Source organism: Zoogloea sp. (genome assembly GCF_028693495.1).
In the GTDB taxonomy this organism is placed as follows: domain Bacteria; phylum Pseudomonadota; class Gammaproteobacteria; order Burkholderiales; family Rhodocyclaceae; genus Zoogloea.
The window spans coordinates 19,220-42,682 of the sequence record NZ_JAQUVG010000006.1 but is presented as its reverse complement, the minus strand read 5'-3'; the positions used below and the strand labels follow the sequence as shown (position 1 = coordinate 42,682).

The window sequence follows — 23,463 nt, the reverse complement described above, 5'->3', positions numbered from 1 at the left end:
TCGACCCCGCCTGTGGATACCTCATGCCCTGTTCCATCGCCCGCCCTGATCAGGGCATTGCTGCCGCCCTCCGGCAGCGTATCGACACCAAGACCAAGCCTGTTGGCGCCCTCGGACGCCTGGAGTCCCTGGCCCTCCAGATTGGTCTCGTCCAGCAGAGCCTGAACCCGGTTTTGCGGCAGCCCCAGATGCTGGTCTTCGCCGGCGATCATGGTGCAGCCAGGGCTGGGGTGTCGGCCTATCCCCAGGACGTCACCTGGCAGATGGTGGAGAATTTTCTGGCCGGTGGCGCGGCGATCAACGTGTTTTCACGCCAGATGGGGATGGGCTTGAGGGTTGTGGATGCAGGGGTTGCTCACGACTTTGGCGTCCGTCCCGGCCTCATAGGCGCAAAGATCGCGCCGGGGACGGCCAACTATCTTGAAGCGCCGGCCATGAGCGCATCCCAGCGGGATGCCAGCGTTGCCCGCGGCAGGCAGATCGCCCACGAACTGGCGGCGAACGGTTGCAATGTGGTGGGTTTCGGCGAGATGGGAATCGGTAACACCGCCTCAGCTTCGCTCCTTACCCACTGCCTGGCCGGGGCCGATCTCGATACCGTGATCGGTCGTGGCACGGGCCTCGACGACGCCGGCCTGGCCCGCAAGCGTGCCCTGCTGGCCCGGGCGGTGGCCCGTGGAGGGCGTTGCTCCGACCCCCTTGCCGCCCTGGCCGAATACGGAGGCTTCGAGATTGCGATGATGGCGGGCGCGATGCTGGGTGGGGCCGAGAAGGGGCTGTTGCTGCTGATTGATGGATTCATCGTCACCAGTGCCTTGCTGGTGGCTCACGCCCTCGAACCGGCGATCCTCGATTACTGCATTTTTGCCCACCGCTCCCAGGAGCCGGGTCATGGCCTCCAGCTCGTCCATCTGGGGGCCGAGCCCCTGGTGGAACTGGACCTGCGCCTGGGTGAAGGCACGGGTGCCGTGCTCGTCTATCCCCTGGTGCAGGCGGCAGTGAATTTTCTCAATGAAATGGCGAGCTTCGAGTCTGCCGGTGTGGCTGGCAGGCCCTGAGCCCGATGCGTCAGCTCGAATTGTTCTTCATTGCCCTCGGTTTCTTTACCCGGCTGCCGGTGCCTGGGTGGGTGGTGTTCAGGCCGGAGAAGCTCGGGCAGGCGGCACGTTTTCTGCCCCTGGTGGGCTGGATCATCGGACTGGCCGGTGCGCTGACCTACGGCCTGGTGGTCCAGGTTCTGCCAGTGGAGATTGCCATCGTGCTCTCCATGGCCCTGACCATCCGCCTGACCGGTGCCTTCCACGAAGACGGTTGGGCCGACACCTGCGATGGCCTGGGGGGCGGCTGGACCCGGGAGCAGGTGCTGGCGATCATGAAGGATTCGCGTATCGGCAGCTACGGGACCATCGGCCTGGTGCTGCTGCTGCTGGCCAAGTACCTGGCCCTGTCCAGCCTGGCGAGTCAGGAGGATTACCCTGTGATAGCTGCGCTGCTGGTGGCTCATCCCCTGTCCCGCCTGGCCGCTGTGGCGGTGATGGCCCTGCTGGATTATGCCCGCAGCGATGACAGCTCCAAGTCTGCTCCGGTGGCCCGCCGTCCGACGGCCCTGGAACTGGGGGTGGCCACTCTGGCGGGTGTGCTGCCCCTGCTGCTGCTGTCGGCTCTTGAAGCCCTGGGGGCCCTTCTGGCGGTGGCTATCGTGGTGATCTGGTCCCGCCGGACCTATGCCCGCCGCCTGGGCGGCTATACGGGCGACTGCCTGGGGGCAACCCAGCAACTGGCCGAGTTGGGCATTTACTTGGGAGTCCTTGCAGCATGGAGCTTTACCTGATCCGCCATCCCCGGCCCGCCGTGGCGCCGGGAACCTGTTACGGCCAGACTGACCTGGGACTGGTCGAATGTCCGGACGCCGTGGCCGCCCGCCTGCGCCCTATGCTGCCGGAGCGCCATGTCCTGTATTCCAGTCCCCTGAGTCGGGCCCGGCTGCTGGCGGAGGCCCTCGGAGAGGTCCGTTCCGATCCCCGGCTGATGGAGATTCATTTTGGCGAGTGGGAAGGGCGCAGCTATGAGGACATCGGCCAGGTGGCTCTGGATGCCTGGGTAGCCGCGCCCCTGGACTTCGCCCCGCCTGGCGGCGAGTCCCCCCGCCGCATGGCGGAGCGGGTGCACGCCTTTCTGGCAGAACTGCAGGCGGAGCGGCCGGAGGCGGCGGTGATCGTCGCCCATGGGGGGCCCCTGCGGGCCATCGCCGGTCGTTTGCTTGGCCTGCCCCCGGAGCACTGGCTGGGGCTCGATTTCGCCTGTGGCGAGGCGACCCGGCTGGATGTGCACGACTGGGGCACGGTGCTGCGCTGGTTCAACCGCTGAAGGCCTGGTCATGGACGTGCGTTTCATCCCCTGTACCCTGGAGGCCCACGGCGAGGCGATCCTGGCCATCCTCAACGAGGCCATCGTGACGTCCACCGCCCTATACGATTACCGGCCGCGGACCCCGGAAAGCATGCTGGCCTGGTTTGCCTCCAAGGTGGCTGGCGCATACCCCGTGATCGGCGCGGTGGACGGGGCGGGTTCCCTGCTGGGGTTCGCCAGCTACGGCCCCTTCCGGGCCTTTCCCGGCTACAAGTACACGGTCGAACACTCCATATATGTACATCGGGATCATCGCGGGCGTGGTCTCGGGCGGGCCCTGCTGGAGCACTTGGTGGAAGCCGCCCGCCAACGGGACGTCCACGTGCTGGTGGGGGTCATCGACATGGCCAACCGGGGAAGCATCGCCCTCCATGAGCAACTGGGTTTCGTGCACGCGGGCGTGCTGCACCAGGTGGGCTTCAAGTTCGGAGGCTGGCTGGATGTGGGGTTCTGGCAACGGACTCTGGATACGCCAGCGGATCCCCGGGACGGCTGATCTTCCGTGCACGTCACGTCATATACTGTGGCTCCCTGCCCCCTTCGGACGAGACGATGGACCACTTTCTGGCTGACGATGGAGAAAAGATCCACCTGAAGATTTCCGGCGAGGGCCCGCCCCTGGTACTGCTCCATGGCTGGACGTCCAGTCATCGGGACTGGAATCCCTTTCTGGAGACCCTCGAAGGACATTTCCGGATCCATCGCTGGGATGCCCGTGGCCACGGTGGACATTCGCTTCAGCTGCCCACGCCACCCACGGTCGCCCGGATGGCCCGCGATCTCCAGAACCTTCTGGACCACTACGCACTGGACCAGGTCGTGGTGGTGGGGCATTCCATGGGGGCCCTGACCCTCTGGCAGTACGTGCGGGATTTCGGGGACGCCCGTCTCTCCCGCCTGGTCTTCATCGACCAGTCTCCCCGTCTCGTCACCGACGCCGGTTGGGAAAAGGGGATCTACGGAGATTTCGACCGCCAGCGCAGTACCGCTTTCATCGCCGAACTGGAGCAGGATTTTGCCGAGGCCGTGCTGCGGCTGGCCGCCTATGGCCACAACGAACGGGCCCGCAGCAAGTATCTGGAAAACGGGAACGGGATCCAGACGGCCCGGGAGCGCCTGCGGGCCCTGGCGCCCCGTCCGTTGATCGACTGCTGGGCGAGTCTCACCGAAGCCGATTACCGGGATGTGCTGGGCCAGATCACCCGTCCGGCGCTGCTGGTGTATGGTGGGGCCAGCAATTTCTATTCGGCCGGTACCGCCCGGTACGTGCGGGACAGCATTCCGAACGCCCTGCTCCATGTATATCCGGATGTGGACCATGCTCCCCACCTCTGGCAGAAGGAGCGCTTCCTTCAGGATGTACTGGATTTTGTACAGGAGCCCGGGCGGATTCGCCCGGATTGAGCGGCATCCGCCGGTGCGTTTCCATGCGCTGCTTGCGCCTGCTCCTGCGGCGCCGCACAATTCGCTGCCATTTCTCCGGGGCTACGCCATGCTTGGGCCAGATGCCCACCCGACCCTGCCGCCCGACCTGATCGCCTGCCACGAGTGCGACCTGCTGCAGACCGAGCCCCGCCTGGCGCCTGGCGAGCTGGCCCGTTGCTGTCGTTGTGGCGCGGTGCTGGCCCGTAATCCGCCGGACAGCCTGGACCGCAGCCTGGCCCTCAGCGTAGCCGCGGCCTTCCTGTACCTGATTGCCAACATTCATCCCCTGGTGGGTCTGGAGCTCCAGGGGCGGCGCATTGAGGTGACCCTCTTCGAAGCGGTGCGCATCCTGTGGCGGGATGGGGTCGAACTGGTGGCTGTCCTGGTGTTCGTGACCGCGCTGCTGTTTCCCCTGCTGGAACTGGGCATGTTCCTGCTGGTGCTGGTGCCTCTCCGGCTGGGACGGATTTCCCCCCGGCTGGCCACCTTCTTCCGGCTGGTACGTTCGGTGCAGCCCTGGGGCATGGTGGAGGTCTTCCTGCTTGGCATGCTGGTGTCCCTGGTCAAGCTGTCCCATCTGGCCACCGTCATCCTCGGTCCGGCTTTCTGGGCCACCGGTGGGTTGATCGTGGTGCTTACCCTGGCGGCCCGTTCCTTCGATACCCGCCTGCTCTGGCAGACGCCGGTTTTCGGAGAGCGGCCATGAATCGCGTTCCCCTGACTGCCCGTCAGGCCGGTCTGATGAGCTGCCACGTGTGTGGCCAGCTGGCCCACCGGCCGGCGGCAGGAGGAGGCGACCGCCTGCGCTGCCCGCGCTGCGCGGCCCCCCTGCACCTGCGCAAGCCGGCCAGCCTCAACACCACCTGGGCCCTGATCCTCGCTTCCATCCTGCTCTATATCCCGGCCAACCTCTTGCCTATGATGACCACGGCGTCCCTGCTGGGCAGTCAACAGGACACCATCATGAGCGGGGTGGTCTTCCTGTGGCAGTCCGGCTCATGGCCCCTGGCGGCCGTAGTGTTCTTTGCCAGCGTGATGGTGCCGCTCCTGAAGATCCTGGCGCTGATCTACCTGGCGGCCTCGGTCCAGCGCCGTTCCCGCCATCGGATGCTCCAGCGCACCCGCCTGTACCGGCTGGTGGAGTTCGTCGGGCGCTGGTCCATGCTCGACATCTATGTGATCACCATCCTGGCCGCCCTGGTCCAGTTCCAGGGACTGGCCACCATCCAGGCCGGCCCGGCGGCCGTGGCCTTCGGTGCGGTGGTGGTGCTGACCATGTTTGCCGCGCTGAGTTTTGATCCCCGTCTGATCTGGGATCCCCTGACTGACCCCGACCCTCTTGCCGAGCCTGTTTCCCATGAGTGACACCCCACCGTCCCCGATTCCTGTTGCGTCCGTGGAGCCGCCCCGCCGCTTCCGTATCCCGCTGGTCTGGATCATTCCTTTGGTGGCTGCCCTGATCGGCCTGTTCCTGGCGGTCAAGAGCTACTACGAGCAGGGGCCGACGATCACCATCGAGTTCCTTACCGGCGTGGGCCTGGAGCCGGGCAAGACGCGGATCAAGTACAAGGACGTGGACGTGGGTCAGATTACCGCAGTGGCCCTGTCGGAGGATGGCAGCCACGTGGTGGCCACCGCCCGCCTGGCCCGGGAGTCGGCCCGCCTGCTGGTGGACGACACCCGTTTCTGGGTGGTCAGTGCCCGGGTCTCCGGGAGCAATGTGTCGGGGCTGAATACCCTGCTGTCCGGTGCCTACGTGGGCCTGGATGCAGGCAAGTCAGCCGAGGCCCGACGTCAGTTCAAGGCCCTGGAAGAGGCGCCGGTCGTGACCTTCGATGTGCCTGGCAGCACGTTCAGCCTGGAGGCCGAGACCCTCGCTTCCATTGATGTGGGTACGCCGGTCTATTACCGGCGCATCCAGGCGGGCCAGGTGACTGGCTACAAGCTCGATCAACAGGGCAAGCACCTGGATATTCAGGTCTTCATCAAGGCGCCCTACAACCGTTTCGTGACGGAGGAGACCCGTTTCTGGAACGCCAGTGGGGTGGATGTGAAGCTGGGAGCCGACGGCATCCAGGTCAACACCGAATCCGTCACCTCGATCCTTGCCGGTGGGCTGGCCTTCCAGACCCCGGAGGACAGCCAGGAAGGCGCTCCACCCAAGGATCATGTGTTCCGGCTTTTCAGCAGCCGGACCGAGGCCCTCAAGCAGCCCCACAGCATCCGCCAGCATTATCTGCTGCGCTTCACCGAAAGTATCCGGGGTCTGTCGGTGGGGGCGCCGGTGGATTTCCGGGGGATTGGCGTCGGAGAGGTGGTAGCGATCCAGGCGGAGTTCGACAAGGATGCCAGGGAGCTGGGCATGCAGGTGGAGATTGCCCTGTTCCCCGGACGGATGCAGGCCCGGCCAGGCGCCCGGACCCCGGCCCTCGAGGGCAAGGATCATCGGGACAGGGATTTCCGGCAGATTATCGACAGACTCATCAGCAACGGTCTGCGTGCCCAGCTCAGGAACGGCAATCTGGTGACCGGCCAGCTGTACGTGGCCCTCGATTTCTTCCCGGCTGCCAAGGCGGCCCGGGCCGACTGGCGCAGCACTCCGCCCCAGCTCCCGACCCAGCGGGGAAGCCTGGATGAGCTCCAGACCACCTTGCTGCGTATTGTCAACAAGCTGGACAAGCTCCCCCTGGACGAGATCGGAGAAGATACCCGGAAAGCGGTCTCCAGCCTGGGGCGGACCATCGACGAAGCCGAGGCCCTGGTCAAGCGCATCGATGCCCTGGCGGACGGCGACGTACGGGCGACCCTGCTCGAGGCCCGGGCCGCCATCGCCGACAGCCGCCGGCTGCTGGCCAGCGATGCGCCGCTGCAACAGGACCTGCGGGCCAGCCTGCAGGAGCTGGCCCGGGCTGCCCAGGCCCTCCGCCATCTGGCCGATACCCTGGAGCGTCATCCGGAAGCCCTCCTGAAGGGCAAGCCCGAGGAAAAACCATGAACAAGATCCTGTGTCTCCTGCCCCTGGCAGGCCTGCTGACTGCTTGCGGCACCACGCCGCCAGTCCAGTACTACACCCTGGGGCCGGTCCCCGCATCCCAGGCCGCTGCGGCCACGGACGGGCCTTCCCTGGTGGTGGGGCCGGTGGGGGTGCCGGCGACCGTGGACCGCCTGCTGATCGTCCGGACCGTGGCGGGCAGCCGGGCTGAAGTGACCGAAGGCCACCGCTGGGCGGCGCCCCTCAAAACGGAGATTGCCCGCCGGCTGGCCGTCGAGCTGGCCCGTCGCAGCGGCAACGGCCGGATTGTCGCCTGGCCCCAGAACAGCCTGGCCGACCCTGCCCTGACCCTGCCCGTCGACATCCAGCGCCTGGAGGCGGAGGGGTTTGAACAGGTCAGCCTCGAGGCTGTCTGGTCCCTGCGCCAGGGGGGCAAGGACATTGCAGGTCGGCGTTTCGCCGCAGCGGAGCGGGTGACGGAGGCAACCTGGGCAGGGCTGGCGGCCGCCCACGGGCGTCTGGTGGACGCCCTGGCGGCCGATATTGCCGGAGAGCTGGTCCGCCGGCGCTGAGGTTTGCCGGGACCGGAGGGCGCCCGTCAGCTGCGTCAGGTTTCCGGATGGCCACGTAGCCAGACCGGCCGGTGCAGATGGGGTATCCCCATTTCCGCCGGCTGTCGCCCCGGGTGCGTCAGTTCAGCCCTCACGGGCCTGGCGTGTGCGGGGCGCCGTCTGGCGCGGAGCGGCGGCCCTGGGCCGGGCAGGCTTGAGTCGTCCCAGGCGTTTCCGGATTTCGTCCGAGTCCATCCACAGATCGCTGCCCTGCAGGATGTGGGTGATATCGGTGGGGCTGAGGAAGGGGGTGCAGATCCGGGTGGCGACCTTCTCGAACCAGTTGCCCAGGGCGTGCACCTCGGCCAGTTGTTCGCTGCCCTTGCCGGCAAAGCTGCTGGAATAGGTATGGAACATCAGTTGGCAGTTGTCATGCACCACCAGTTCGTCCCCCGAGAGGAAGATGAACGCCGCCATGGAATAGGCCCGGGCCTCGAGAACCGTCACCACATGGGCCTCCGAGGCGAGCATGTTGTTGATGATCTGCAGGCCGGTGTTGAAATCCCCGCCGGGGGAGTTGATGTGCAGGTAGATCAGGTCGGTCTCGGTGGCGGTGCGCAGGGTGTAGTACAGCTCCGTGTAGTACTGGGGATCCTGCAGCTCCCCGCAGAGGTAGTAGGAGACCTGATGGATCGGCATGTGGCGCTCGTAGCGCACCAGGCCACCGAAGGGCTCCAGCTCTTCCTCCTCCGGTTCGCCGCGACGGCCGCGGTCAGGCGTGCGTTGGAGCATGATGGCTTCCTCCGGGTCGGGACAGGGCTTCCAGTATGCGACTCCGCGTGGACTCCGGCAACGTGGTGAGCGGCCTCCTGGACACCACCCTCCCGGCTCTTCCCCCTTGATGCGATAATCCCGCCTTTATTCCTGCGCTGCGGCCTGCCGCATCCGATCTGCTCATGCATTTTTCCCTGCCGGATTTTTCCACCTGTCGTGTGCTTGTGTGCGGAGACGTGATGCTGGACCGTTACTGGCATGGGGCGACTGCGCGCATTTCGCCGGAGGCGCCCGTGCCGGTGGTGCAGATCCGTGACGACGAGGTGAGGGCAGGCGGTGCGGGGAACGTGGCGCTGAATGCGGCGGCCCTGGGGGCCCGGGCCAGGGTCGTCGGGCTGGTGGGGGACGACGAGGCCGGTCGCCTGCTGGAGACCAATCTGCTGAACCGGGGGGTGGCGTGTGCCTTCGAGCGCCTTCCCGGCGTGCCGACCATCACCAAGTTGCGGGTCATTTCCCGTCACCAGCAACTCATCCGCCTGGACTTCGAGCAGCGTTTTTCCGTGGACCAGGCGGCCCGGATCCAGACCCTGCTGGCATCCTGCCTCGACGAAGCCGACGTGCTGGTGTTGTCCGACTATGCCAAGGGAACCCTGGCCGAGGTGTCAGCCCTGATTGCGGCCGCCCGCTCCCGCGGGGTGCCGGTGGTGGTGGATCCCAAGGGCAGTGACTTTTCCCGTTATCGCGGTGCCACCATCCTCAAGCCCAACCTGTCCGAGTTCGAGGCCATCGTCGGGCCCTGTCCCGACGAGGCCACCCTGATCGTCAGGGCGGAAGCCCTCCGTGCCGAACTGGATCTGGAGGCCCTGCTGGTGACCCGCAGCGAACAGGGGGTGACCCTGATCCAGCGGGACCAGCCTCCCCACCACCAGCCTACCCGTGCCCGGGAGGTTTTCGATGTCACCGGCGCCGGCGACACCGTGTCGGCCGCCCTCGGTTGCGGCATCGCGGCAGGTCTGGACCTGCATACGGCCACGGCCCTGGCCAACCTGGCAGCAGGGGTGGTGGTCGGCAAGCTGGGTACGGCCACGGCCAGCCTGGTGGAAGTGCGGGAAGCCATGGAGACCCACGCCCCGGGCACCGGAGCGCAGGGAATCCTGGAGGGTTCCGAGGCCGTTGCCGCCTGCCAGCGGGCACGCAGCGAAGGGGAGCGGGTGGCCGTCATGCTGGGGCCGGTCGGCACCCCCGATGGCTGCTTGCTGGACCGTCTGGCCCGGGCCCGCGAGGTCGCCGAACGGGTGCTGCTGATTGAACCCGCCACCACCGAGGCCGCGGGTGTCGCGGTGCTGGCGGCCCTTCGTCCGGTGGACTGGGTGGTCCAGGCCGACCCCATCGCCTGTGTCGGCCTGCTGACCCGGATCTGTCCAGATGCCCTGCTGTGTGATGCGGCCACCGCGGCCAGTCTGCCCGCGGGCCTGCGTAGCGCCGTGCTGGCCGTTTGAGGGCCCCGTTCGATGATCATGGATATCTCCACCACCACCGGCCGGATCAGGGCCTGGTGCGACATGCAGTTCGTGGATCATGGCCTGGTGCGGGCGGTGTACAACAACCTTTACGATCTGGGTGGCGGCATGTACCGCAGCAGCCAGCCCAGCCCGGCCCAGCTCCGAAGATACAAGGCGCGTTTCGGCCTGCGCACCGTCATCAATCTGCGGGGCGCCCATGGTTATGGCTCCTACGCCCTGGAGAGGGAAGCCTGCGGGCAGCTCGGCATCCCCCTCCACGACGTGAAGCTCTACTCCCGCACGCCGCCAGAGATTGAGGAGGTCCACGCCATGGATGAACTCTTCAAGTCCATCCAGTACCCGGCCCTGCTGCACTGCAAGTCCGGTGCCGACCGGGCCGGGCTGGGGGCAGCCCTGTACCGCATCCTGCACCTGGGCCATCCAGTCGAGGCGGCCATGAGTGAGCTGGGCTGGAAATATGGTCACTTCAAGCAGGCCAAGACTGGCGTGCTGGATTTTTTCTTCGCCACCTACGTGGCCCGCAACCGCCAGTCGCCCATCGGCTTCCTCGAATGGGTGAACACCGAATACAACCGCCTGGAAATGCATGACCGTTTCCGGGCCGAAGGCTGGGCCAGCCTCATCGTGGACAAGGTCCTGCACCGGGAATGAAAGACGCCATCCAGCTGTACCGTCGCCTGCTCGGCTCGATCCGGCCTTATTACAAGGTGGTCGGCCTGTCGATTCTGGCGATGATCGCCGCGGCGTCCCTGGAGCCGGTGCTGCCAGCCCTCCTCAAACCCCTGGTGGACGAGAGCCTGATCAACAAGAACGAGGTCGCCCAGTGGCAGGTGCCCCTGTTCCTGATGCTGGCCTTTCTGGCCAAGGGGGTGGCCGAATACGTGGCCAACGTTTCCAGCCAGTGGATCGCCCACAAGGCCATCACCGACCTGCGCCAGCAGGTTTTCCGCCACCAGATGCACCTGCCCATTCCGGTGCACCAGGCGGAGACGGGCGGGCGCATGCTGTCGCGCATCCTGTACGACATTCCCCAGGTGGGCGCGGCCCTGTCCAATGCCTGGATCATCGTGGTGAGGGATACCCTGATCATCGTCGGCCTGACCGGCTACCTCATCTATACGGCCTGGGAGCTGACCCTGGTCATCGTGGCCATCGCGCCCGTCGTGGCGTGGCTGATCCGGGTGGCCAGCCGCAAGCTGCGGGGCTCCAACCAGCAGATGCAGGAAACCACCGGACGCCTCACCGGCATGGTGGAGGAAACCCTGGGGGGCGTGCGCGAGATCAAGCTCTTCGGCACCCACGACCACGAAGACCAGCGCTTTGCCCAGGTGGCGGAGCGCCTGCGCAGCCAGACCATGCGCACCGTCCGCGTCTCTGCGGTGAACGTGCCCCTGGTGCAGGTCCTGGCCGCGGCGGCCGTCGCCACGGTGATCTGGACGGCCAGCTCCCTGTCGGCCCAGGATAAACTCAGTCCCGGGGAGTTTGTGTCCTTCGTGACCGCCATGTCCATGCTCTTCGAACCCATCCGCCGCCTCACCAACATCAATGCGGTGATCCAGCGGGGCCTGGCCGGCGCCCAGAGTATTTTCGAACTGCTGGACACGCCGCCCGAAGTGGACACCGCGACCGGGCAGCATCCCCGGGCCCGGGGTGAGCTCCGCTTCGAGGAGGTGGGATTCCACTACCCAGGCCAGGCCGATCCGGCGCTGCAGGGCTTCAACCTGAGCGTGCGCCCCGGCGAGACGGTGGCTCTGGTGGGCGCCTCAGGCAGCGGCAAGACCACCCTGATCAACCTGATCGCCCGCTTCTACGATCCCACTCACGGCCGGATCCTGCTGGATGGCGTTGAACTGGCCCGCCTGCCGCTGGCACACCTGCGCAGTCAATTGGGGTGGGTCGGACAACAGGTGGTACTGTTCGATGACACGATTGCCGCCAACATCGCCTATGGCCGGCCGGATGTGTCCGAAGCCGCCATCCTGGCTGCAGCCCGGGCGGCCCATGCCCTTGAATTCATCGCCAAGTTGCCGGAGGGCCTCGCCACCCGGGTTGGACCCAACGGCAGCCTGCTTTCCGGAGGTCAGCGCCAGCGCATCGCGATTGCCCGGGCCTTCCTGCGGGACGCGCCGATCCTGCTCCTTGATGAGGCCACCTCGGCCTTGGACAACGAGTCTGAGCGAGCCGTCAAGGAGGCGCTGGTGGAGCTGCGCCGGAACCGTACCGTGATCGTCATCGCCCACCGCTTGTCCACCATCCGCGATGCAGACCGCATCGTGGTGATGGAGCAGGGGCGGATCGTCGAGGCCGGCAGCCACGACGCGCTGGTGGCCCGCGGCGAGGCCTACGCCCGGTTGCTGGCCAGCGGTGAGCAACTGACCCCGGATGGAGACTGAGGCCATGTCCAAGGCAGACTACTCCCTCACCGGCGGCCGGGTGGCCCTGTATTTCGTCGCTTCGCCCCTTCAGTATCTGGCGGCCCGGCGGATTGCCGAAAATTTTGAGGCTGGAGCCCGTCAGGTACTCGTCTGGTACAAGCCGGGTGTGACACCCATCGTCCGGGAGGCCGACTGGGATGCCTCCAGTTACATGCCCTGGCCGCGCTGGGAGCCCATGCCCGGCCCCTTCGGGCGGCTGCGCCGCCAGCGGGCCAACATCCGCCTGGTGGCCGGCTTGGTGGGGCGGTGCGAGAGCCTGCACATCCATAGCGCCGTTTTCGATACCGAAGCCATCAACTATTTCCTGCGGGCGCTGCCCCGGGCCTGCGGTGCCCGCCGGATGCGCGCCCGCATCCTGCCCGACGGCATCATCAGCATCCGTCGGTATCCCCTCAGTCTTGCCAAGCGGCTGGCCCAGCATGTGCGCAAGCTTCGCCGGCTGGTGGCGCCGGAGCTGGATTACTGGTGCTTCTCCGGCGACCGGATCGGGTCCGATGCTCCCTTTTGTGACCGGATCTACGTGATTTCCGGCCTGCCCCATGAGTATCCCCTCGACAAAGCGGTGGTGTTGCCACCGCTGGTGACCCCCATGGCGGGGCAAGCCGTGACCTCTGCAGGAAAAACGGCACTGGTGGTGGGTCAGCCCCTGGCGGGAGCCGGGCTGATGACCCCTGCAGACCGGGATGCGGTCGCTAACCGGATTCATGCCTGGCTGGCCGCTCAGGGTATCCGGCAGGTGTTTTACAAGGGGCATCCGAAGGATCCGGAGCAGGAGCTCAGGCATCCGGATCATGAGGTCCTGACCCTGGACGAAGCTCTGGAGATGCATCTGGCCCGAACCTCCTATGCGGCGGTGGTGGGCGTTCGTTCCAGCGCCCTGGTCTTTGCCCGCCAGGTCAGCCCGGCCAGTACCCGGGTCGTGGCTTTCGGGTGGGATCGGGTGCGCTTCAAGTCGGCCGAGGAAAAGCGGCAGATGGAAGAGGCCTTCCGCGCCACCGGGGTCGAGTTCCACGATGCGGCTTGAGGCCCTGCTGACCCGGGCCCTGCCCTGGCTGGTCCTTCTGTTCCTGGGTGGCCTGATGCTGTCGGCGGTCTGGGCCCGTAGCCTGGCGCTGCTGATGGTCCTCGGCGGGCTTGTCGCCGGGATGCTGCCGGGGCGTTTCCTGGACAGGATGGACCGCCAATTCATGCTGCTCATGGCGATCCTGCCCGTGGCGTATGTGGGCAACATGCTGGCCCTGGGATGGAACGAGCGCTTCCTGGAGCGGCCGGCCCATCTGCTGGCGGCCATTCCGGTCTACTGGCTGGTGCGCCGGGGCGGCCTGTCCCGGGAGGTGCTCCTGATCGGGCTGGCCCTGGCGGGCCTGATTGCCGGCACCATTGCAGCCCTGGCCAGCGCCGGCGTGGGTGGCAGCACCCTGCTGGCGCTGCAGACGGGCCGGCCTCTGGGGGTCTTCTCCAGCCCGGGGCCCTTCGGCAACTACAGTGCAGTGGCGGCGATGGTCATTCTGGTGGGGCTGGTGGCATGGTCTCCCCCGGTTCATGCCCGGGCGCTGAGCCTCTTCTGTGTGACCGGGGCGGCAGGAGGCCTGGTGGCAGCCCTCCTATCGGAAACCCGTTCCGCCTGGGTAGCCCTGCCGGTCATGGCCCTGCTGGTGGAGCAGCAGGGGCTGGCCCGACGTCGCAAGGCCTGGCTGGCGGCTAGCCTGGTGCTGATGGCGGTGGCCGGTCTGGCAGCCAGCGACTTTGTCCGGGAGCGCCTCATGCAGGCCCTGGCGGAGGTCCAGGCCTACCAGGCTGATCCGGCTTCTCCTGCGGCGCGGGAGACGTCCATCGGCCTGCGCCTCCTCAGCTGGCAGTGGGGTTGGGAGCAGTTTCTCGCTCATCCGCTGATGGGTATCGGCCTGGCCAACTTCCGGACGGTGGTGGCCGCAGCGGTGGCCGCCGGGACCCTGCCTCCGGTGCTGGCGACCTTCAGCGGCCTGCACAACCTGCTCATCGATCACCTCACCATGACTGGCCTGGTGGGGACGCTGGTCCTCGTGGCCTTCTGGTGGGGGCTGTCCGCTCACTTCCTCGCGCTGCGCCGCCGCGGCAGTCCGGAGGGAAGGCTGTTTGCCACCTGGGGGCTGATGCTGGTGGCGGCCGAGTTCCTCTTTGCCAGTCTGGGATCGATGTTTGCGTCTTCCCTCGGTACTTTGGTGTTCTGCGTCCTGCTGGCCATTCTGGCGGCCGGTGCCCATCCCCAGACTCCGCTGCGGGGGTGACGATCCTTCAGCCCTTCAGGCGGCCCAGGGCCAGCCGGGCCCGCAGTTTGAGGGTGTCCAGCCGTCTCCCCAGTCCCCCCTGGTTGCGGATGTCCAGCAGGACGCGGGCTTCCCGGTGACGGCCGGTGGCGATCAGGTTTTTCAGCAGACGACGGCCCTGCATGGACAGCAGCGGTCCCGGTGGAGCCTGTTCCAGCCAGGCCATCAGCTCCGCTTCCGGCAGGGCCCGGTGGAAGTTGAACAGGCCGTGGAAGCCGAAGGTCGGCTGGGCGGGGGCTTCAAGCTCAAAGGCGAACCGGTCCGCCAGCGCCCGTGGCGCGAAGCGGATGCCGTGGCGGCGTGCCAGCAACTCGTGGTAGAGCTCGCAGATGGCGTAGTCCTCCGGCTGGCATTCCCGGATTTCCGGATCCTGGAGGGCATCCACCAGTTTTCGGGAGCGCAGGGAAAACCCTCCGTTGCCCACCGGTTGGGCCTTGTGGGGCCAGGGGGCGCCGATATAGTCGTACGCAAGGAAGGCCGGATCCCAGGCCCCGGGCTCGATGATGAAGCTGTCCCATTGCACCACCAGCACCTGCTCTCCGGAAAAATGGGCGCCCAGCGCCTTGACCATGAAGTGGGAATAATCCGCCACATGCCGCAGGGGTGGAATGCCCTGGGCACAGATGCGCGGGTCCGGGCTGACGTAGTCTTCCCGGGTGAGCAGGACCGCCTCGTGAAACCGGGCGCTTGCCAGGCAGCGCTGCATGGCCATGAGGGCCAGATCCGGGTGACGGGTATCCAGACACAGCAGGCTGATGCTGGAGAGATCAAGCATGGTGGTGGCCAGAGGGAACGGGATCACTAGCGTAGCGCAAATGCCCTGACAGGGTGTGTGTGACGCTTTCTGTCCGGACGGGGCGAGGGGAATGGGGCAAAATAGAGGCCTGTCGTCCATCATCCAGCCTGGAGTCTTCCGGGTCGCTTTCCCTTGAGCCTGCACGCCCCCTTGCCCCGTACCGTTGTCGTCCATCACCGCAGCGGCATTGGTGACCTTGTCTGGCATGTGCCCTATCTGCGGGCCATCGCGGCCACCAGCGCCGGTGGGCGGATCAGCGTGATTGCCCGGCCGTCCTGCCGGGCGGCTGAGCTGCTTGCCGCCGAGACCTGCATCGACGAAGTGATCGAGTACGACCGCAAACCCCGCAAGAGCGAGAGGCGCGTGGGGCGCCATGATGGTTTGGCGGGCCAGCTGGCCTTCCTGCGCGCGCTACGGGCCAGGCGGTTCGAGCGCATCGTGATCTTTTCCGGCCGGGCGCGCTATGCGCTCCTGGCGCTTCTGGCAGGCATTCCGGTGCGGGCGGGTTTTGGCTTCTTCCGCTTTGAACGCCTGTTGCTCAATGCGCCGCCGTACATCCGGCCCCATGCGGGGCCGGGTAATTGGGTGTACCCGGAGGCAACGGCCTTTGCTGTGGCCCAGGGCTGGGTGGAAGGGCCAGTGGTGCCCCGGATGGCCGTGCTCGAGCAGGCGCTGACCCTTGCCCGCCAGGATCTGGCGGACTTGCCGGTGCCCCGGGTCGCCTTTTCCATCGGCACCTCCGAGGCTCGCAAGAACTGGGGGGCGGACAGGTTTGCCGGGTTGGCGGCGGCCCTTGTCGCCCGGGGAGGCAGTGTGATCCTGCTGGGGGGACCGGCCGAAAAAGCGGCGGCGGAGGCCATCGTGGCAGCCGTTCCGGCCGCACTGCGGTCGCGGGTCATGGTGTCGGCCCAGGCCTCGGTGCAGCGCTCCGCAGCCTTGTTGCGGTACTGCCAGTTCTGCACTGGCAACGATACCGGGGTGCTCAACATGGCGGTGGCGAATGGCGTGCCGGCCCTGGGTCTGTTCGGGGTCACCCCCCCTCTAGCCCATGATCCCCTGCTCCACAGCCTGGTGGGCGAGGGCATGGCGGCCATCACGGTGGATGCGGTGCTGGCCCGCCTGGCCGAGCTGGGGGCGGTCTGATGCGCATCCTCATCGTCCGTACGTCCGCCATTGGTGACGTGGTGTTCGCCTCGGCCCTGCCGGGGGCGATCCGCCGTGCCCATCCGGATGCCCATATCGCCTGGCTCGTGGAGCCGGGCATTCATGAGTTGCTGCAGGCGGACCCCCATATCGACGAAGTGATTCCCTGGTCCAAGGCCGAGTGGGTGCGGCTCTGGAGGTCAGGCCAGCGGCTGGCCGTGCTGCGCCAGGTTCGTGAATTGCGCCAGGCGCTCCATGCCCGGGCGTTTGATGTGGCTCTGGACTTGCAAGGGCTGTTGAAAAGCGGCTTTCTCACCTGGCTTTCCGGTGCCCGGGAGCGGATCGGCCTGGGCTCCCGGGAGGGCAGCCAGTGGCTGATGAGCCGGGTCATTCCCCGGGGCGGGGACCCGGTCCGGATCGGATCCGAGTACAAGTACCTCGCGGAGCAGATGGGTTATGACGCCGGTCCTTTCCTGCCTACCCTGACCGTGGGGTCGGCTACCCGTGTGGCCGTTCAGCGCAAACTGGCCGAACATGGCCTGCAGTCCCGGCGTTTTGCGGTTTTCGCACCCTTCACCACCCGCCCCCAGAAGCACTGGTTCGAGGATGCCTGGCAGGCGCTGGCGCCGCGCCTGATCGAGGCCACCGGGTTGACCCCGGTGATCCTCGGCGGACCGGCCGACGGGGATGCAGCGGCACGCATCGCCGCAGCCGACCCGCGTATCGTCAACCTGGCGGGTCAGACCCGCCTGCCCGAAGCGGCCGCCGTGATTGCCCAGGCGGCCCTGCTGGTGGGCGTGGATACGGGCCTGACCCACATGGGAACGGCGGTGAACACGCCCACCGTGGCCCTCTTCGGTTCCACCTGCCCCTACCGGGACACCGGGCGGTCGAATGGCTGCGTGATCTGGCTGGGGCTGGAATGCTCCCCCTGCCGGCGGCGTCCCACCTGTGCTGGCAGGTTCACCTGCCTTAGGGACATCACGCCGGCCATGGTCGTCGACCACGCCCGGCGCCTTCTTGCGGAGACTGTCCGATGAAGATCCTTCATGTGGAAGCCGGCAAGCACCTCTACGGGGGGGCTCGCCAGGTCCAGTACATCGCCGAGGGCCTTGCGGGCCGGGGTGTCGAGACGGTGCTGGCCTGTCCCGTGGGGAGCGAGATGGCCCGCCAGGCACCGGCGGGCGCCCGGGTCGTGGCCATCAGGATGGGGGGTGACGGGGACGTGGGCATGCTCTTCCGGCTGGCCGGTCTGATCCGTCGGGAAAAGCCCGATCTGGTCCATCTCCACAGCCGTCGGGGTGCCGATACCTGGGGTGCCCTGGCGGCCCGCCTCTGCGGCGTGCCCTGCGTGCTGTCCCGGCGGGTGGACAACCCGGAGTCCCGCTGGGCCGTGGCCCTCAAATACCGTCTTTATGACCATGTGATCACCATTTCCGAAGGTATCCGCCAGGTCTTGCTCGAGGAGGGCCTGGCTCCGGAGAAGGTGAGCTGCGTGCGCAGTGCGGTGGATCCGACGCCCTTTCTGGCGCCTGTGGACCACGAGGCCTTCCGGGCCGAGTTCCGGCTCCCCCAGGATGCACTGGTGATCGGGGTGGTGGCCCAGATGATCCCCCGCAAGGGTCATCGCTACCTGTTCGCAGCCCTGCCGGCCCTGGTCGAACACTACCCGGAGCTCCATGTCCTGGTCTTCGGCCAGGGGCCCCTGCTGGCCGAGCTGCGGGCCGATGTGGTGGCCCGGCATCTGGAGGGGGTGGTCCATTTTGCCGGTTTCCGCCACGACCTGGCCCGCTGGATCGGCGGGATCGACATGCTGGTGCATCCGGCCGAGATGGAGGGGCTGGGCGTGTCCCTGCTCCAGGCCGCCGCTGCCGGGGTTCCGGTCATCACCAGCCGGGCTGGCGGACTCCCGGAAGCGGTTCTTGACGGGGTGACGGGCCTCCTCTGCCCGCCGGGGGACGTAGCCGCCCTCGGCGATGCCATCGACCGCCTCGCTGCCGATCCGCTCCTGCGGCACCAGTACGGCGATGCGGGCCGCGACAGGATCCTCGCCGAGTTCTCCATCGACCGGATGGTCGAGGGGAACCTCGCCGTCTATCGTCAGGTGCTGGGCCAGTGAGGATCATCACCGTCCTGCGCAGCCTCAAGAGCGGTGGCGCCGAGCGTCATGCGCTGCAGCTGATGCGTGGCCTGCGGGCGCGGGGCCATGACTGCCACTATGCCGGGCCGCTGGCCGGCTGGCTCGGCCAGCAGTTGCAGGCCGACGGTTTCGCCGGCATCGATTTGCCCCTGATGGGGCTCTACGATCTGCCTTCCCTGGTGCGCCTTGCCCGTCATGCCCATCGCATCCAGGCTGACCTGATTCACGGTCACCTGACCCGGGGCGCCTGGTATGCCGGCTGGGCGGCGCGCCTGGCACGTATGCCCAACGTGGCCACGGCCCACTCGGACAATGCCGGGAAGCATTTTGGCCGGGCCGACCGGATCATCGCCGTCTCGGGGGCGGTAGGCCGGTTTCTGGAGCGGGAGGGCTATGCCCCGGAGCGCATCCGCATGGTGCATCATGGCATCGCCGACATTGCTGCGGGCCTGCCCGCCGATGTCCGGGCCCTGACCCGCCGCGGCCTGGGGCTGGGCGATGAGGAGCCCTGCCTGCTGATGGCCGCCCGCATCGTTCCGGCCAAGGGACACGATACGGTCCTCCAGGCCCTTGCCCGATTGCGGGACCAGCGCTGGACCCTGTTGCTGGCGGGGGATCATCATGGGGATCTGGGGCCGCGGGTTCAGGCCCTGGCCCGGGAGCTCGGGCTGGCGGAGCGGGTCCGCTTCCTGGGCCTGCGGGAAGATGTCCCGGCCCTGATGGCCGCCGCCGACCTGTTGCTGGCCCCCTCCCGCCGGGAGGCCCTGTCCCTGACCTTGCTGGAGGCCTCCGCCTGTTCCCTGCCCATCGTGGCGAGCACGGTGGGCGGCATTGGTGAGGTGGTGGAAGAGGGGCGCAGTGGCTGTCTCGTCCCGCCGGACGACCCGGTTGCCCTGGCCGAGGTGATCGCCCCCTTGCTGACTGACCCTGCCCGCCGGGCTGCCCTGGGGCGCCGGGCCCGTCAGCGCTTCGAGACGGGGTTTACGGAGGACGTCATGTTTGACAAGACAGTGGCGGTGTACCAGGAGGCCTGCGTCCGATGAGCCGGGTCCATATCCTGATGTACCACCGGGTGGGGAATTTCCCCGGACGGGTGAAGGCCCATGGCGCCCTGTATTGCCATCTGCCCCGCTTCCGGGCCCAGATGCGGATGTTCCGGCTGCTGGGCTATTCGGTGCTCAGCCTCGACCAGGCGGTGGCGGGGCTGCGGGGAGAGCATGACCTGCCGGCGAAGCCCCTGGTGCTGACCTTCGACGACGCCTATGTGGATTTTCTCGAAAATGCCGCTCCGGTGTTACTGGAGCATGGCTATCCGGCGACCGTCTATGCGGTGAGCGGCCTTGTGGGCGCCACTTCCCGCTGGGATGCGGGAGTTGGTCCGGCACCGGCGCCCCTGATGGACGCTGCCCAGCTGCGGGAGGTGCGGGACCTGGGCTTCACCGTCGGCTCCCATTCCCACCGCCACCTGCGCCTGGCTCAGCAGGACGATGCCTGCATCGCCGACGAGATGGTCACCAGCAAGCGGGTGCTGGAGGATCTCCTGGGCCAGCGGGTCGATCATTTCTGCTATCCCTACGGCAGCCACGACCTCCGGGCCGTCCGCGCGGCGGCCGAGGCGGGCTATGTGACCGGTACCACCTGTGAGCGGGCCGCTGCCACGCCGGAGGACGATCTCCTGAGCCTGCCCAGGAAGGCCGTGTCCCGGGGAGATGATGTGCTGGGTGTGGCCTGGAAGCTGATCGCCAAGAATCATCCCAAGCGCCCGCCGATCCGCCGCTAGTCTTCCTGGCGGCGCCGGAAGACCCAGCCGGCGGCGAGGCCCGTGAAGCTGGCGATGATCGCCACGATGATCCAGAAGCCGTGGCCGTCCTCGGCAAGAGGGATCCCGCCCACGTTCATGCCCAGCAGACCGGCAATCATGTTGATGGGCAGTGCCAGCACGGTGACCAGGGTCAGGACCACCACGCTGCGGTTGGTCTCCTCGGTGACCCGTGCGGCGATCTCTTCCTGTAGCAGCTTGATGCGTTCCTGGAGGGCTGTCATGTCGGCCAGGACGGCGGAGAATTCCTCGGTGGCATGGCGGAGCTCGGCCACATTCTCGGTGGAGATCCAGGCGGGCGGCTGGTTGAGCAGGCGGAACAGGGCGCCGGGTTCCGGCGCCAGAAGCCTTCGCAGCCTGACCAGTACCCGTCTCAGGGCTCCCAGCTTGGCACGGCTGCGTTGGATCCGCTCGGCCAGCAGGGTGTCTTCCACGTCGTCCACCCGGGCGGTAGCCAGCCGCACTATCTGGATCAGCACATCGGCCTGATCCCGCAGCAGGTGGGCCAGCAGTGCCACCGGCGTGTCGAAGGTCTCGCCCCGGCGCACGGCGGCCCGGAGCCGGTCGATGGAGCGCAGGGGCTGCAGGCGGGCGGTTACCAGGGTGCGCTCGTCCGCCACCACCCACAGGGTGGCGATCTGGGAAGGCTCGAAGTCGAACTCGTACAGGACATCGTTCACGACTGCGATCAGGGCGTCGTGGGCGTACTCGATCCGGGTGGAGCGGGAGCCTTCATGGAGGGCGTCGAAGAAGGCCTCCATCTCCCCCAGATGCTCCTTCAGCCAGCGTTCGGTCGCCGCATTGGCCAGGTTGAAGTGGAACCAGGCAAAGGCGCCGTCCTCTTCGGGGCGGGTAGCGCGCAGCCAGTGCGCAGCCATTCCCGTATCCAGGGGAATGCCCGCCGTACCCGGGCGGAACAGGAAACCGGAGATGAGCCCCGATCGGTCGGAGCCATAGGCAGGGGAGGTGGGCAGCACGGTGGCCAGGCTGGGGTCTGTTCAGGCCGGTGGGGACCGGCCACGGAGGCGTGTCCACCAGAATGCGGCCCCGAGATGACCACCGTGTTACATCAGGGATAAAGTCCCCGTACCTTGTGGGCCCTCAGCACCCGATCGCATCCGAGCACGAACGCGGCGGTCCGGAGGCTGATCCCCTTGGCCGTGGCTGTCTCCCAGACTGCGGAGAAGGCCTCCTTCATGATGCGTTCCAGCCGGGCATTGATTTCGTCTTCGCTCCAGAAGAAGGCGCTGATGTCCTGCACCCATTCGAAGTAGCTCACCGTGACGCCCCCCGCGTTGGCCAGCACGTCGGGGATCACCGTGATGCCCCGGTCCTGGAGGATCAGGTCGGCCTCCGGGCTGGTGGGGCCATTGGCGCCTTCGGTCAGGATCCGGGCCCGGATGCGTCGGGCGGTGGCGGGGTGGATCTGGTTCTCCATGGCTGCCGCCACGAGGATTTCCGCGTCTGTGCTCCAGAAGCTGTCCCCATCGATCTGCTCTCCGAAGGGGGCTCCCGCCACGCCCTGGTGGGCGGTGCTCCAGGTCTTGAGGGCCCGCACGTCGAGGCCGGCCGGATTTGCGATGGTGCCGCTGCTGTCCTGGACTGCGACGATGCGGGCGCCGGCATCGGAAAACAGGCGGGCTGCAGCCTCGCCCACGTTGCCGAAGCCCTGGATGGCGACCCGGGCGCCGGCAATGTCCAGGCCCAGGCGGCGAGCCGCCTCGGCGGTGCTTACGAACACACCCCGGCCCGTGGCATCCCGGCGACCCAGGCTGCCGCCCAGGCTCACCGGCTTGCCGGTGACCACGCCCATGGAGGTCCGTCCCTCGTTCATCGAGTAGGTGTCCATCAGCCAGGCCATCACCTGCTCGTTGGTGTTGATGTCTGGTGCGGGGATATCCTTGTCCTGGCCCAGCAGGATGTGGATCTCGCTGGTGTAGCGACGGGTCAGGCGTTCCAGTTCGGCGGTGGAGAGCTGGCGCGGGTCCACCCGAACGCCACCCTTGGCGCCACCAAAAGGCACATTCACCACCGCGTTCTTGACCGTCATCCAGGCAGACAGGGCCATCACTTCCGGCAGGGTCACGTCCGGGTGGTAGCGGATTCCCCCCTTGCCGGGGCCCCGGGCCAGGTTGTGCTGGACCCGGTAGCCCTCGAAGTGGGCCATTTCCCCGTTGTCCAGGCGGACTGGCACGTTGACGATCAGGGCCCGGGTGGGGCGGGTCAGGATGGGGATCAGGGGCTGAAGGTCCGCCGGCAGGTGGGGCGCCACCCGCTCCACCTGGACCAGGAAGGTCTCCCAGGGGCCGAGCTGTTCGGCGGACAGGTAGGAAGGGATACGGCTGACGGTCGTGGTCATGGGCGTGCCTCCTCGTTCTTATGCCCTTTGGACGTGGGCGAGGATGGGGGGTTCCTGCAGCCCCGTCGTCCGGGAGCCGCAGAAGGGGAGAGGCGTTTATTGACCGATGGCGCCAAAGACCTTCTTGGCCAGGCTCCCGGCTGCACCCACCGGGTCCTTGCGGATGGCCCGCTCCTCTTCGGCAATCATCACGAACAGACCGTCCAGGGCCTTGCGGGTCACATAATTCTCGATCTTCAGGTCGTCGCCCCCTGCCAGACCGAATTGGCCGGCCTTGCTGGCGAGCTTGTTGTACTGGGCGGACAGGGCCAGCTTGTCGGTGGATTCCTTCACCGTGGGCAGAAATTCGCTCATCAACTGCGCCGAGGTCTTGTCCTTGAAGTAGAGGGTGGCGGCGTCGTCACCCCCAGCAAGGATCTTCTTGGCATCCTCTACGCTCATTTTCTTGATGGCCGCCACCAGCAACGGCCGGGCTTTGGGAACAGCCTGCTCGGCGGCCCGGTTCATGGTGCTCACCAGGGTATCCAGGTCCTTGCCGCGCCCCATGGTTCGCAGCATGGTTTCCACCGGGGCCAGGCTGTCGGGCAAGCCGATCTTCACTTTGGGATTGTTCAGGAAACCTCCCTCGGCGCCGAGTTGTCCCACGGCTTTGGATGCGCCCTGGGACAGGGCTTCCCGCAGTCCGCCGGAGGCGTCCTTGTCGGTCAGATCAGCCAGGCCGAGGGCCCATGCCTGGCCACAGATGACAAGCAGCAGCAAAGCTTTCAGAATTCCACGCACGGCACACCTCC

General features: G+C 67.1%; 24 protein-coding genes. 19 read left to right on the top strand and 5 right to left on the bottom strand.

Annotated elements, in window-relative coordinates; translation table 11 throughout:
• Nucleotides 1–23 precede the first annotated feature (23 nt).
• The 9 genes from cobT to PHD22_RS02165 all read left to right on the top strand — a co-directional run bounded on the left by cobT (nt 24) and on the right by PHD22_RS02165 (nt 7,398).
• Entirely contained in the window at nt 24–1,058 is a 1,035-nt protein-coding gene (gene cobT, locus PHD22_RS02205) for a nicotinate-nucleotide--dimethylbenzimidazole phosphoribosyltransferase (protein ID WP_299861679.1), read from the top strand.
• Nucleotides 1,059–1,063: 5 nt separating this feature from the next.
• Complete coding sequence (locus PHD22_RS02200; protein ID WP_299861676.1) at nt 1,064–1,831, top strand: adenosylcobinamide-GDP ribazoletransferase; 768 nt, start codon at nt 1,064–1,066, stop codon at nt 1,829–1,831.
• Nucleotides 1,816–2,367, top strand: coding sequence for an alpha-ribazole phosphatase family protein (cobC, locus tag PHD22_RS02195; protein ID WP_299861673.1), 552 nt, complete (start codon nt 1,816–1,818; stop codon nt 2,365–2,367). Before PHD22_RS02200 ends, cobC begins: the two co-directional genes overlap by 16 nt.
• A 10-nt stretch (nt 2,368–2,377) precedes the next feature.
• Complete coding sequence (locus PHD22_RS02190; protein WP_299861670.1) at nt 2,378–2,905, top strand: GNAT family N-acetyltransferase; 528 nt, start codon at nt 2,378–2,380, stop codon at nt 2,903–2,905.
• Between the two features lie 56 nt (nt 2,906–2,961).
• Nucleotides 2,962–3,813 (top strand): alpha/beta hydrolase, encoded by an 852-nt coding sequence (locus PHD22_RS02185; RefSeq protein ID WP_299861667.1) that lies wholly within the window; start codon nt 2,962–2,964, stop codon nt 3,811–3,813.
• 88 nt (nt 3,814–3,901) lie between these two features.
• The gene (locus tag PHD22_RS02180) at nt 3,902–4,540 is read left to right on the top strand and encodes a paraquat-inducible protein A (RefSeq protein ID WP_299861664.1); all 639 of its coding nucleotides are present in this window, start codon (nt 3,902–3,904) and stop codon (nt 4,538–4,540) included.
• Nucleotides 4,537–5,199, top strand: coding sequence for a paraquat-inducible protein A (locus tag PHD22_RS02175; protein WP_299861661.1), 663 nt, complete (start codon nt 4,537–4,539; stop codon nt 5,197–5,199). The genes PHD22_RS02180 and PHD22_RS02175 overlap by 4 nt, the downstream gene beginning before the upstream one ends.
• Nucleotides 5,192–6,829, top strand: coding sequence for an MlaD family protein (locus tag PHD22_RS02170; RefSeq protein WP_299861659.1), 1,638 nt, complete (start codon nt 5,192–5,194; stop codon nt 6,827–6,829). The genes PHD22_RS02175 and PHD22_RS02170 overlap by 8 nt, the downstream gene beginning before the upstream one ends.
• Nucleotides 6,826–7,398 (top strand): PqiC family protein, encoded by a 573-nt coding sequence (locus PHD22_RS02165; RefSeq protein ID WP_299861657.1) that lies wholly within the window; start codon nt 6,826–6,828, stop codon nt 7,396–7,398. Before PHD22_RS02170 ends, PHD22_RS02165 begins: the two co-directional genes overlap by 4 nt.
• A 123-nt stretch (nt 7,399–7,521) precedes the next feature.
• On the opposite strand, the gene PHD22_RS02160 is transcribed toward PHD22_RS02165, so the two are convergent.
• Entirely contained in the window at nt 7,522–8,169 is a 648-nt protein-coding gene (locus PHD22_RS02160; protein WP_299861654.1) for a Clp protease ClpP, read from the bottom strand.
• A gap of 164 nt (nt 8,170–8,333) precedes the next feature.
• Between PHD22_RS02160 and rfaE1 the strand changes: the two genes are divergently transcribed.
• Genes rfaE1 through PHD22_RS02135 form a run of 5 tightly spaced genes read left to right on the top strand, consistent with a single transcriptional unit; the run spans nt 8,334 to nt 14,376 of the window.
• Nucleotides 8,334–9,650: a D-glycero-beta-D-manno-heptose-7-phosphate kinase gene (gene rfaE1, locus PHD22_RS02155; RefSeq protein ID WP_366520666.1), complete on the top strand. Its 1,317-nt coding sequence runs from the start codon at nt 8,334–8,336 to the stop codon at nt 9,648–9,650.
• 12 nt (nt 9,651–9,662) lie between these two features.
• A complete protein-coding gene (locus PHD22_RS02150; protein WP_299861651.1) occupies nt 9,663–10,325 on the top strand; it encodes a tyrosine-protein phosphatase in 663 nt (220 codons plus the stop codon).
• A complete protein-coding gene (gene msbA / locus PHD22_RS02145) occupies nt 10,322–12,067 on the top strand; it encodes a lipid A export permease/ATP-binding protein MsbA (protein ID WP_299861648.1) in 1,746 nt (581 codons plus the stop codon). Before PHD22_RS02150 ends, msbA begins: the two co-directional genes overlap by 4 nt.
• Before the next feature lie 4 nt (nt 12,068–12,071).
• Nucleotides 12,072–13,133 (top strand): polysialyltransferase family glycosyltransferase, encoded by a 1,062-nt coding sequence (locus PHD22_RS02140; RefSeq protein WP_299861645.1) that lies wholly within the window; start codon nt 12,072–12,074, stop codon nt 13,131–13,133.
• Nucleotides 13,123–14,376, top strand: a complete 1,254-nt coding sequence (locus tag PHD22_RS02135) for an O-antigen ligase family protein (protein ID WP_299861642.1) — start codon at nt 13,123–13,125, stop codon at nt 14,374–14,376. Before PHD22_RS02140 ends, PHD22_RS02135 begins: the two co-directional genes overlap by 11 nt.
• A gap of 7 nt (nt 14,377–14,383) precedes the next feature.
• Here PHD22_RS02135 and PHD22_RS02130 read toward each other — a convergent pair whose 3' ends face one another.
• A complete protein-coding gene (locus PHD22_RS02130) occupies nt 14,384–15,190 on the bottom strand; it encodes a DUF5672 family protein (RefSeq protein ID WP_299861639.1) in 807 nt (268 codons plus the stop codon).
• 171 nt (nt 15,191–15,361) lie between these two features.
• On the opposite strand from PHD22_RS02130, the gene PHD22_RS02125 reads away from it, so the two are divergent.
• Genes PHD22_RS02125 through PHD22_RS02105 form a run of 5 tightly spaced genes read left to right on the top strand, consistent with a single transcriptional unit; the run spans nt 15,362 to nt 20,274 of the window.
• Entirely contained in the window at nt 15,362–16,354 is a 993-nt protein-coding gene (locus PHD22_RS02125; protein WP_299861636.1) for a glycosyltransferase family 9 protein, read from the top strand.
• On the top strand, nt 16,354–17,394 hold the full coding sequence (locus PHD22_RS02120; RefSeq protein ID WP_299861634.1) for a glycosyltransferase family 9 protein: 1,041 nt from the start codon (nt 16,354–16,356) through the stop codon (nt 17,392–17,394). Before PHD22_RS02125 ends, PHD22_RS02120 begins: the two co-directional genes overlap by 1 nt.
• On the top strand, nt 17,391–18,473 hold the full coding sequence (locus PHD22_RS02115; RefSeq protein WP_299861631.1) for a glycosyltransferase: 1,083 nt from the start codon (nt 17,391–17,393) through the stop codon (nt 18,471–18,473). The genes PHD22_RS02120 and PHD22_RS02115 overlap by 4 nt, the downstream gene beginning before the upstream one ends.
• Nucleotides 18,470–19,537, top strand: coding sequence for a glycosyltransferase family 4 protein (locus PHD22_RS02110; protein WP_299861628.1), 1,068 nt, complete (start codon nt 18,470–18,472; stop codon nt 19,535–19,537). Before PHD22_RS02115 ends, PHD22_RS02110 begins: the two co-directional genes overlap by 4 nt.
• Complete coding sequence (locus PHD22_RS02105; protein WP_299861625.1) at nt 19,534–20,274, top strand: polysaccharide deacetylase family protein; 741 nt, start codon at nt 19,534–19,536, stop codon at nt 20,272–20,274. Before PHD22_RS02110 ends, PHD22_RS02105 begins: the two co-directional genes overlap by 4 nt.
• Here the strand turns inward: PHD22_RS02105 and PHD22_RS02100 are convergent.
• The 3 genes from PHD22_RS02100 to PHD22_RS02090 all read right to left on the bottom strand — a co-directional run bounded on the left by PHD22_RS02100 (nt 20,271) and on the right by PHD22_RS02090 (nt 23,452).
• Entirely contained in the window at nt 20,271–21,290 is a 1,020-nt protein-coding gene (locus PHD22_RS02100) for a transporter (RefSeq protein ID WP_299861622.1), read from the bottom strand. The genes PHD22_RS02105 and PHD22_RS02100 overlap by 4 nt on opposite strands.
• Before the next feature lie 92 nt (nt 21,291–21,382).
• A complete protein-coding gene (locus PHD22_RS02095; protein WP_299861619.1) occupies nt 21,383–22,672 on the bottom strand; it encodes a Glu/Leu/Phe/Val dehydrogenase in 1,290 nt (429 codons plus the stop codon).
• Between the two features lie 96 nt (nt 22,673–22,768).
• Nucleotides 22,769–23,452, bottom strand: coding sequence for a DUF4197 domain-containing protein (locus tag PHD22_RS02090; RefSeq protein WP_299861617.1), 684 nt, complete (start codon nt 23,450–23,452; stop codon nt 22,769–22,771).
• Between the last annotated feature and the right edge of the window lie 11 nt (nt 23,453–23,463).

Excerpts from the sequence above, each read along its gene's own strand:
- cobT (WP_299861679.1), top strand. The coding sequence starts at position 24 with ATGCCCTGTTCCATCGCCCGCCCTGATCAGGGCATTGCTGCCGCCCTC.
- PHD22_RS02200 (WP_299861676.1), top strand. The coding sequence starts at position 1,064 with ATGCGTCAGCTCGAATTGTTCTTCATTGCCCTCGGTTTCTTTACCCGG.
- cobC (WP_299861673.1), top strand. The coding sequence starts at position 1,816 with ATGGAGCTTTACCTGATCCGCCATCCCCGGCCCGCCGTGGCGCCGGGA.
- PHD22_RS02190 (WP_299861670.1), top strand. The coding sequence starts at position 2,378 with ATGGACGTGCGTTTCATCCCCTGTACCCTGGAGGCCCACGGCGAGGCG.
- PHD22_RS02185 (WP_299861667.1), top strand. The coding sequence starts at position 2,962 with ATGGACCACTTTCTGGCTGACGATGGAGAAAAGATCCACCTGAAGATT.
- PHD22_RS02180 (WP_299861664.1), top strand. The coding sequence starts at position 3,902 with ATGCTTGGGCCAGATGCCCACCCGACCCTGCCGCCCGACCTGATCGCC.
- PHD22_RS02175 (WP_299861661.1), top strand. The coding sequence starts at position 4,537 with ATGAATCGCGTTCCCCTGACTGCCCGTCAGGCCGGTCTGATGAGCTGC.
- PHD22_RS02170 (WP_299861659.1), top strand. The coding sequence starts at position 5,192 with ATGAGTGACACCCCACCGTCCCCGATTCCTGTTGCGTCCGTGGAGCCG.
- PHD22_RS02165 (WP_299861657.1), top strand. The coding sequence starts at position 6,826 with ATGAACAAGATCCTGTGTCTCCTGCCCCTGGCAGGCCTGCTGACTGCT.
- PHD22_RS02160 (WP_299861654.1), bottom strand. The coding sequence starts at position 8,169 with ATGCTCCAACGCACGCCTGACCGCGGCCGTCGCGGCGAACCGGAGGAG.
- rfaE1 (WP_366520666.1), top strand. The coding sequence starts at position 8,334 with ATGCATTTTTCCCTGCCGGATTTTTCCACCTGTCGTGTGCTTGTGTGC.
- PHD22_RS02150 (WP_299861651.1), top strand. The coding sequence starts at position 9,663 with ATGATCATGGATATCTCCACCACCACCGGCCGGATCAGGGCCTGGTGC.
- msbA (WP_299861648.1), top strand. The coding sequence starts at position 10,322 with ATGAAAGACGCCATCCAGCTGTACCGTCGCCTGCTCGGCTCGATCCGG.
- PHD22_RS02140 (WP_299861645.1), top strand. The coding sequence starts at position 12,072 with ATGTCCAAGGCAGACTACTCCCTCACCGGCGGCCGGGTGGCCCTGTAT.
- PHD22_RS02135 (WP_299861642.1), top strand. The coding sequence starts at position 13,123 with ATGCGGCTTGAGGCCCTGCTGACCCGGGCCCTGCCCTGGCTGGTCCTT.
- PHD22_RS02130 (WP_299861639.1), bottom strand. The coding sequence starts at position 15,190 with ATGCTTGATCTCTCCAGCATCAGCCTGCTGTGTCTGGATACCCGTCAC.
- PHD22_RS02120 (WP_299861634.1), top strand. The coding sequence starts at position 16,354 with ATGCGCATCCTCATCGTCCGTACGTCCGCCATTGGTGACGTGGTGTTC.
- PHD22_RS02115 (WP_299861631.1), top strand. The coding sequence starts at position 17,391 with ATGAAGATCCTTCATGTGGAAGCCGGCAAGCACCTCTACGGGGGGGCT.
- PHD22_RS02105 (WP_299861625.1), top strand. The coding sequence starts at position 19,534 with ATGAGCCGGGTCCATATCCTGATGTACCACCGGGTGGGGAATTTCCCC.
- PHD22_RS02095 (WP_299861619.1), bottom strand. The coding sequence starts at position 22,672 with ATGACCACGACCGTCAGCCGTATCCCTTCCTACCTGTCCGCCGAACAG.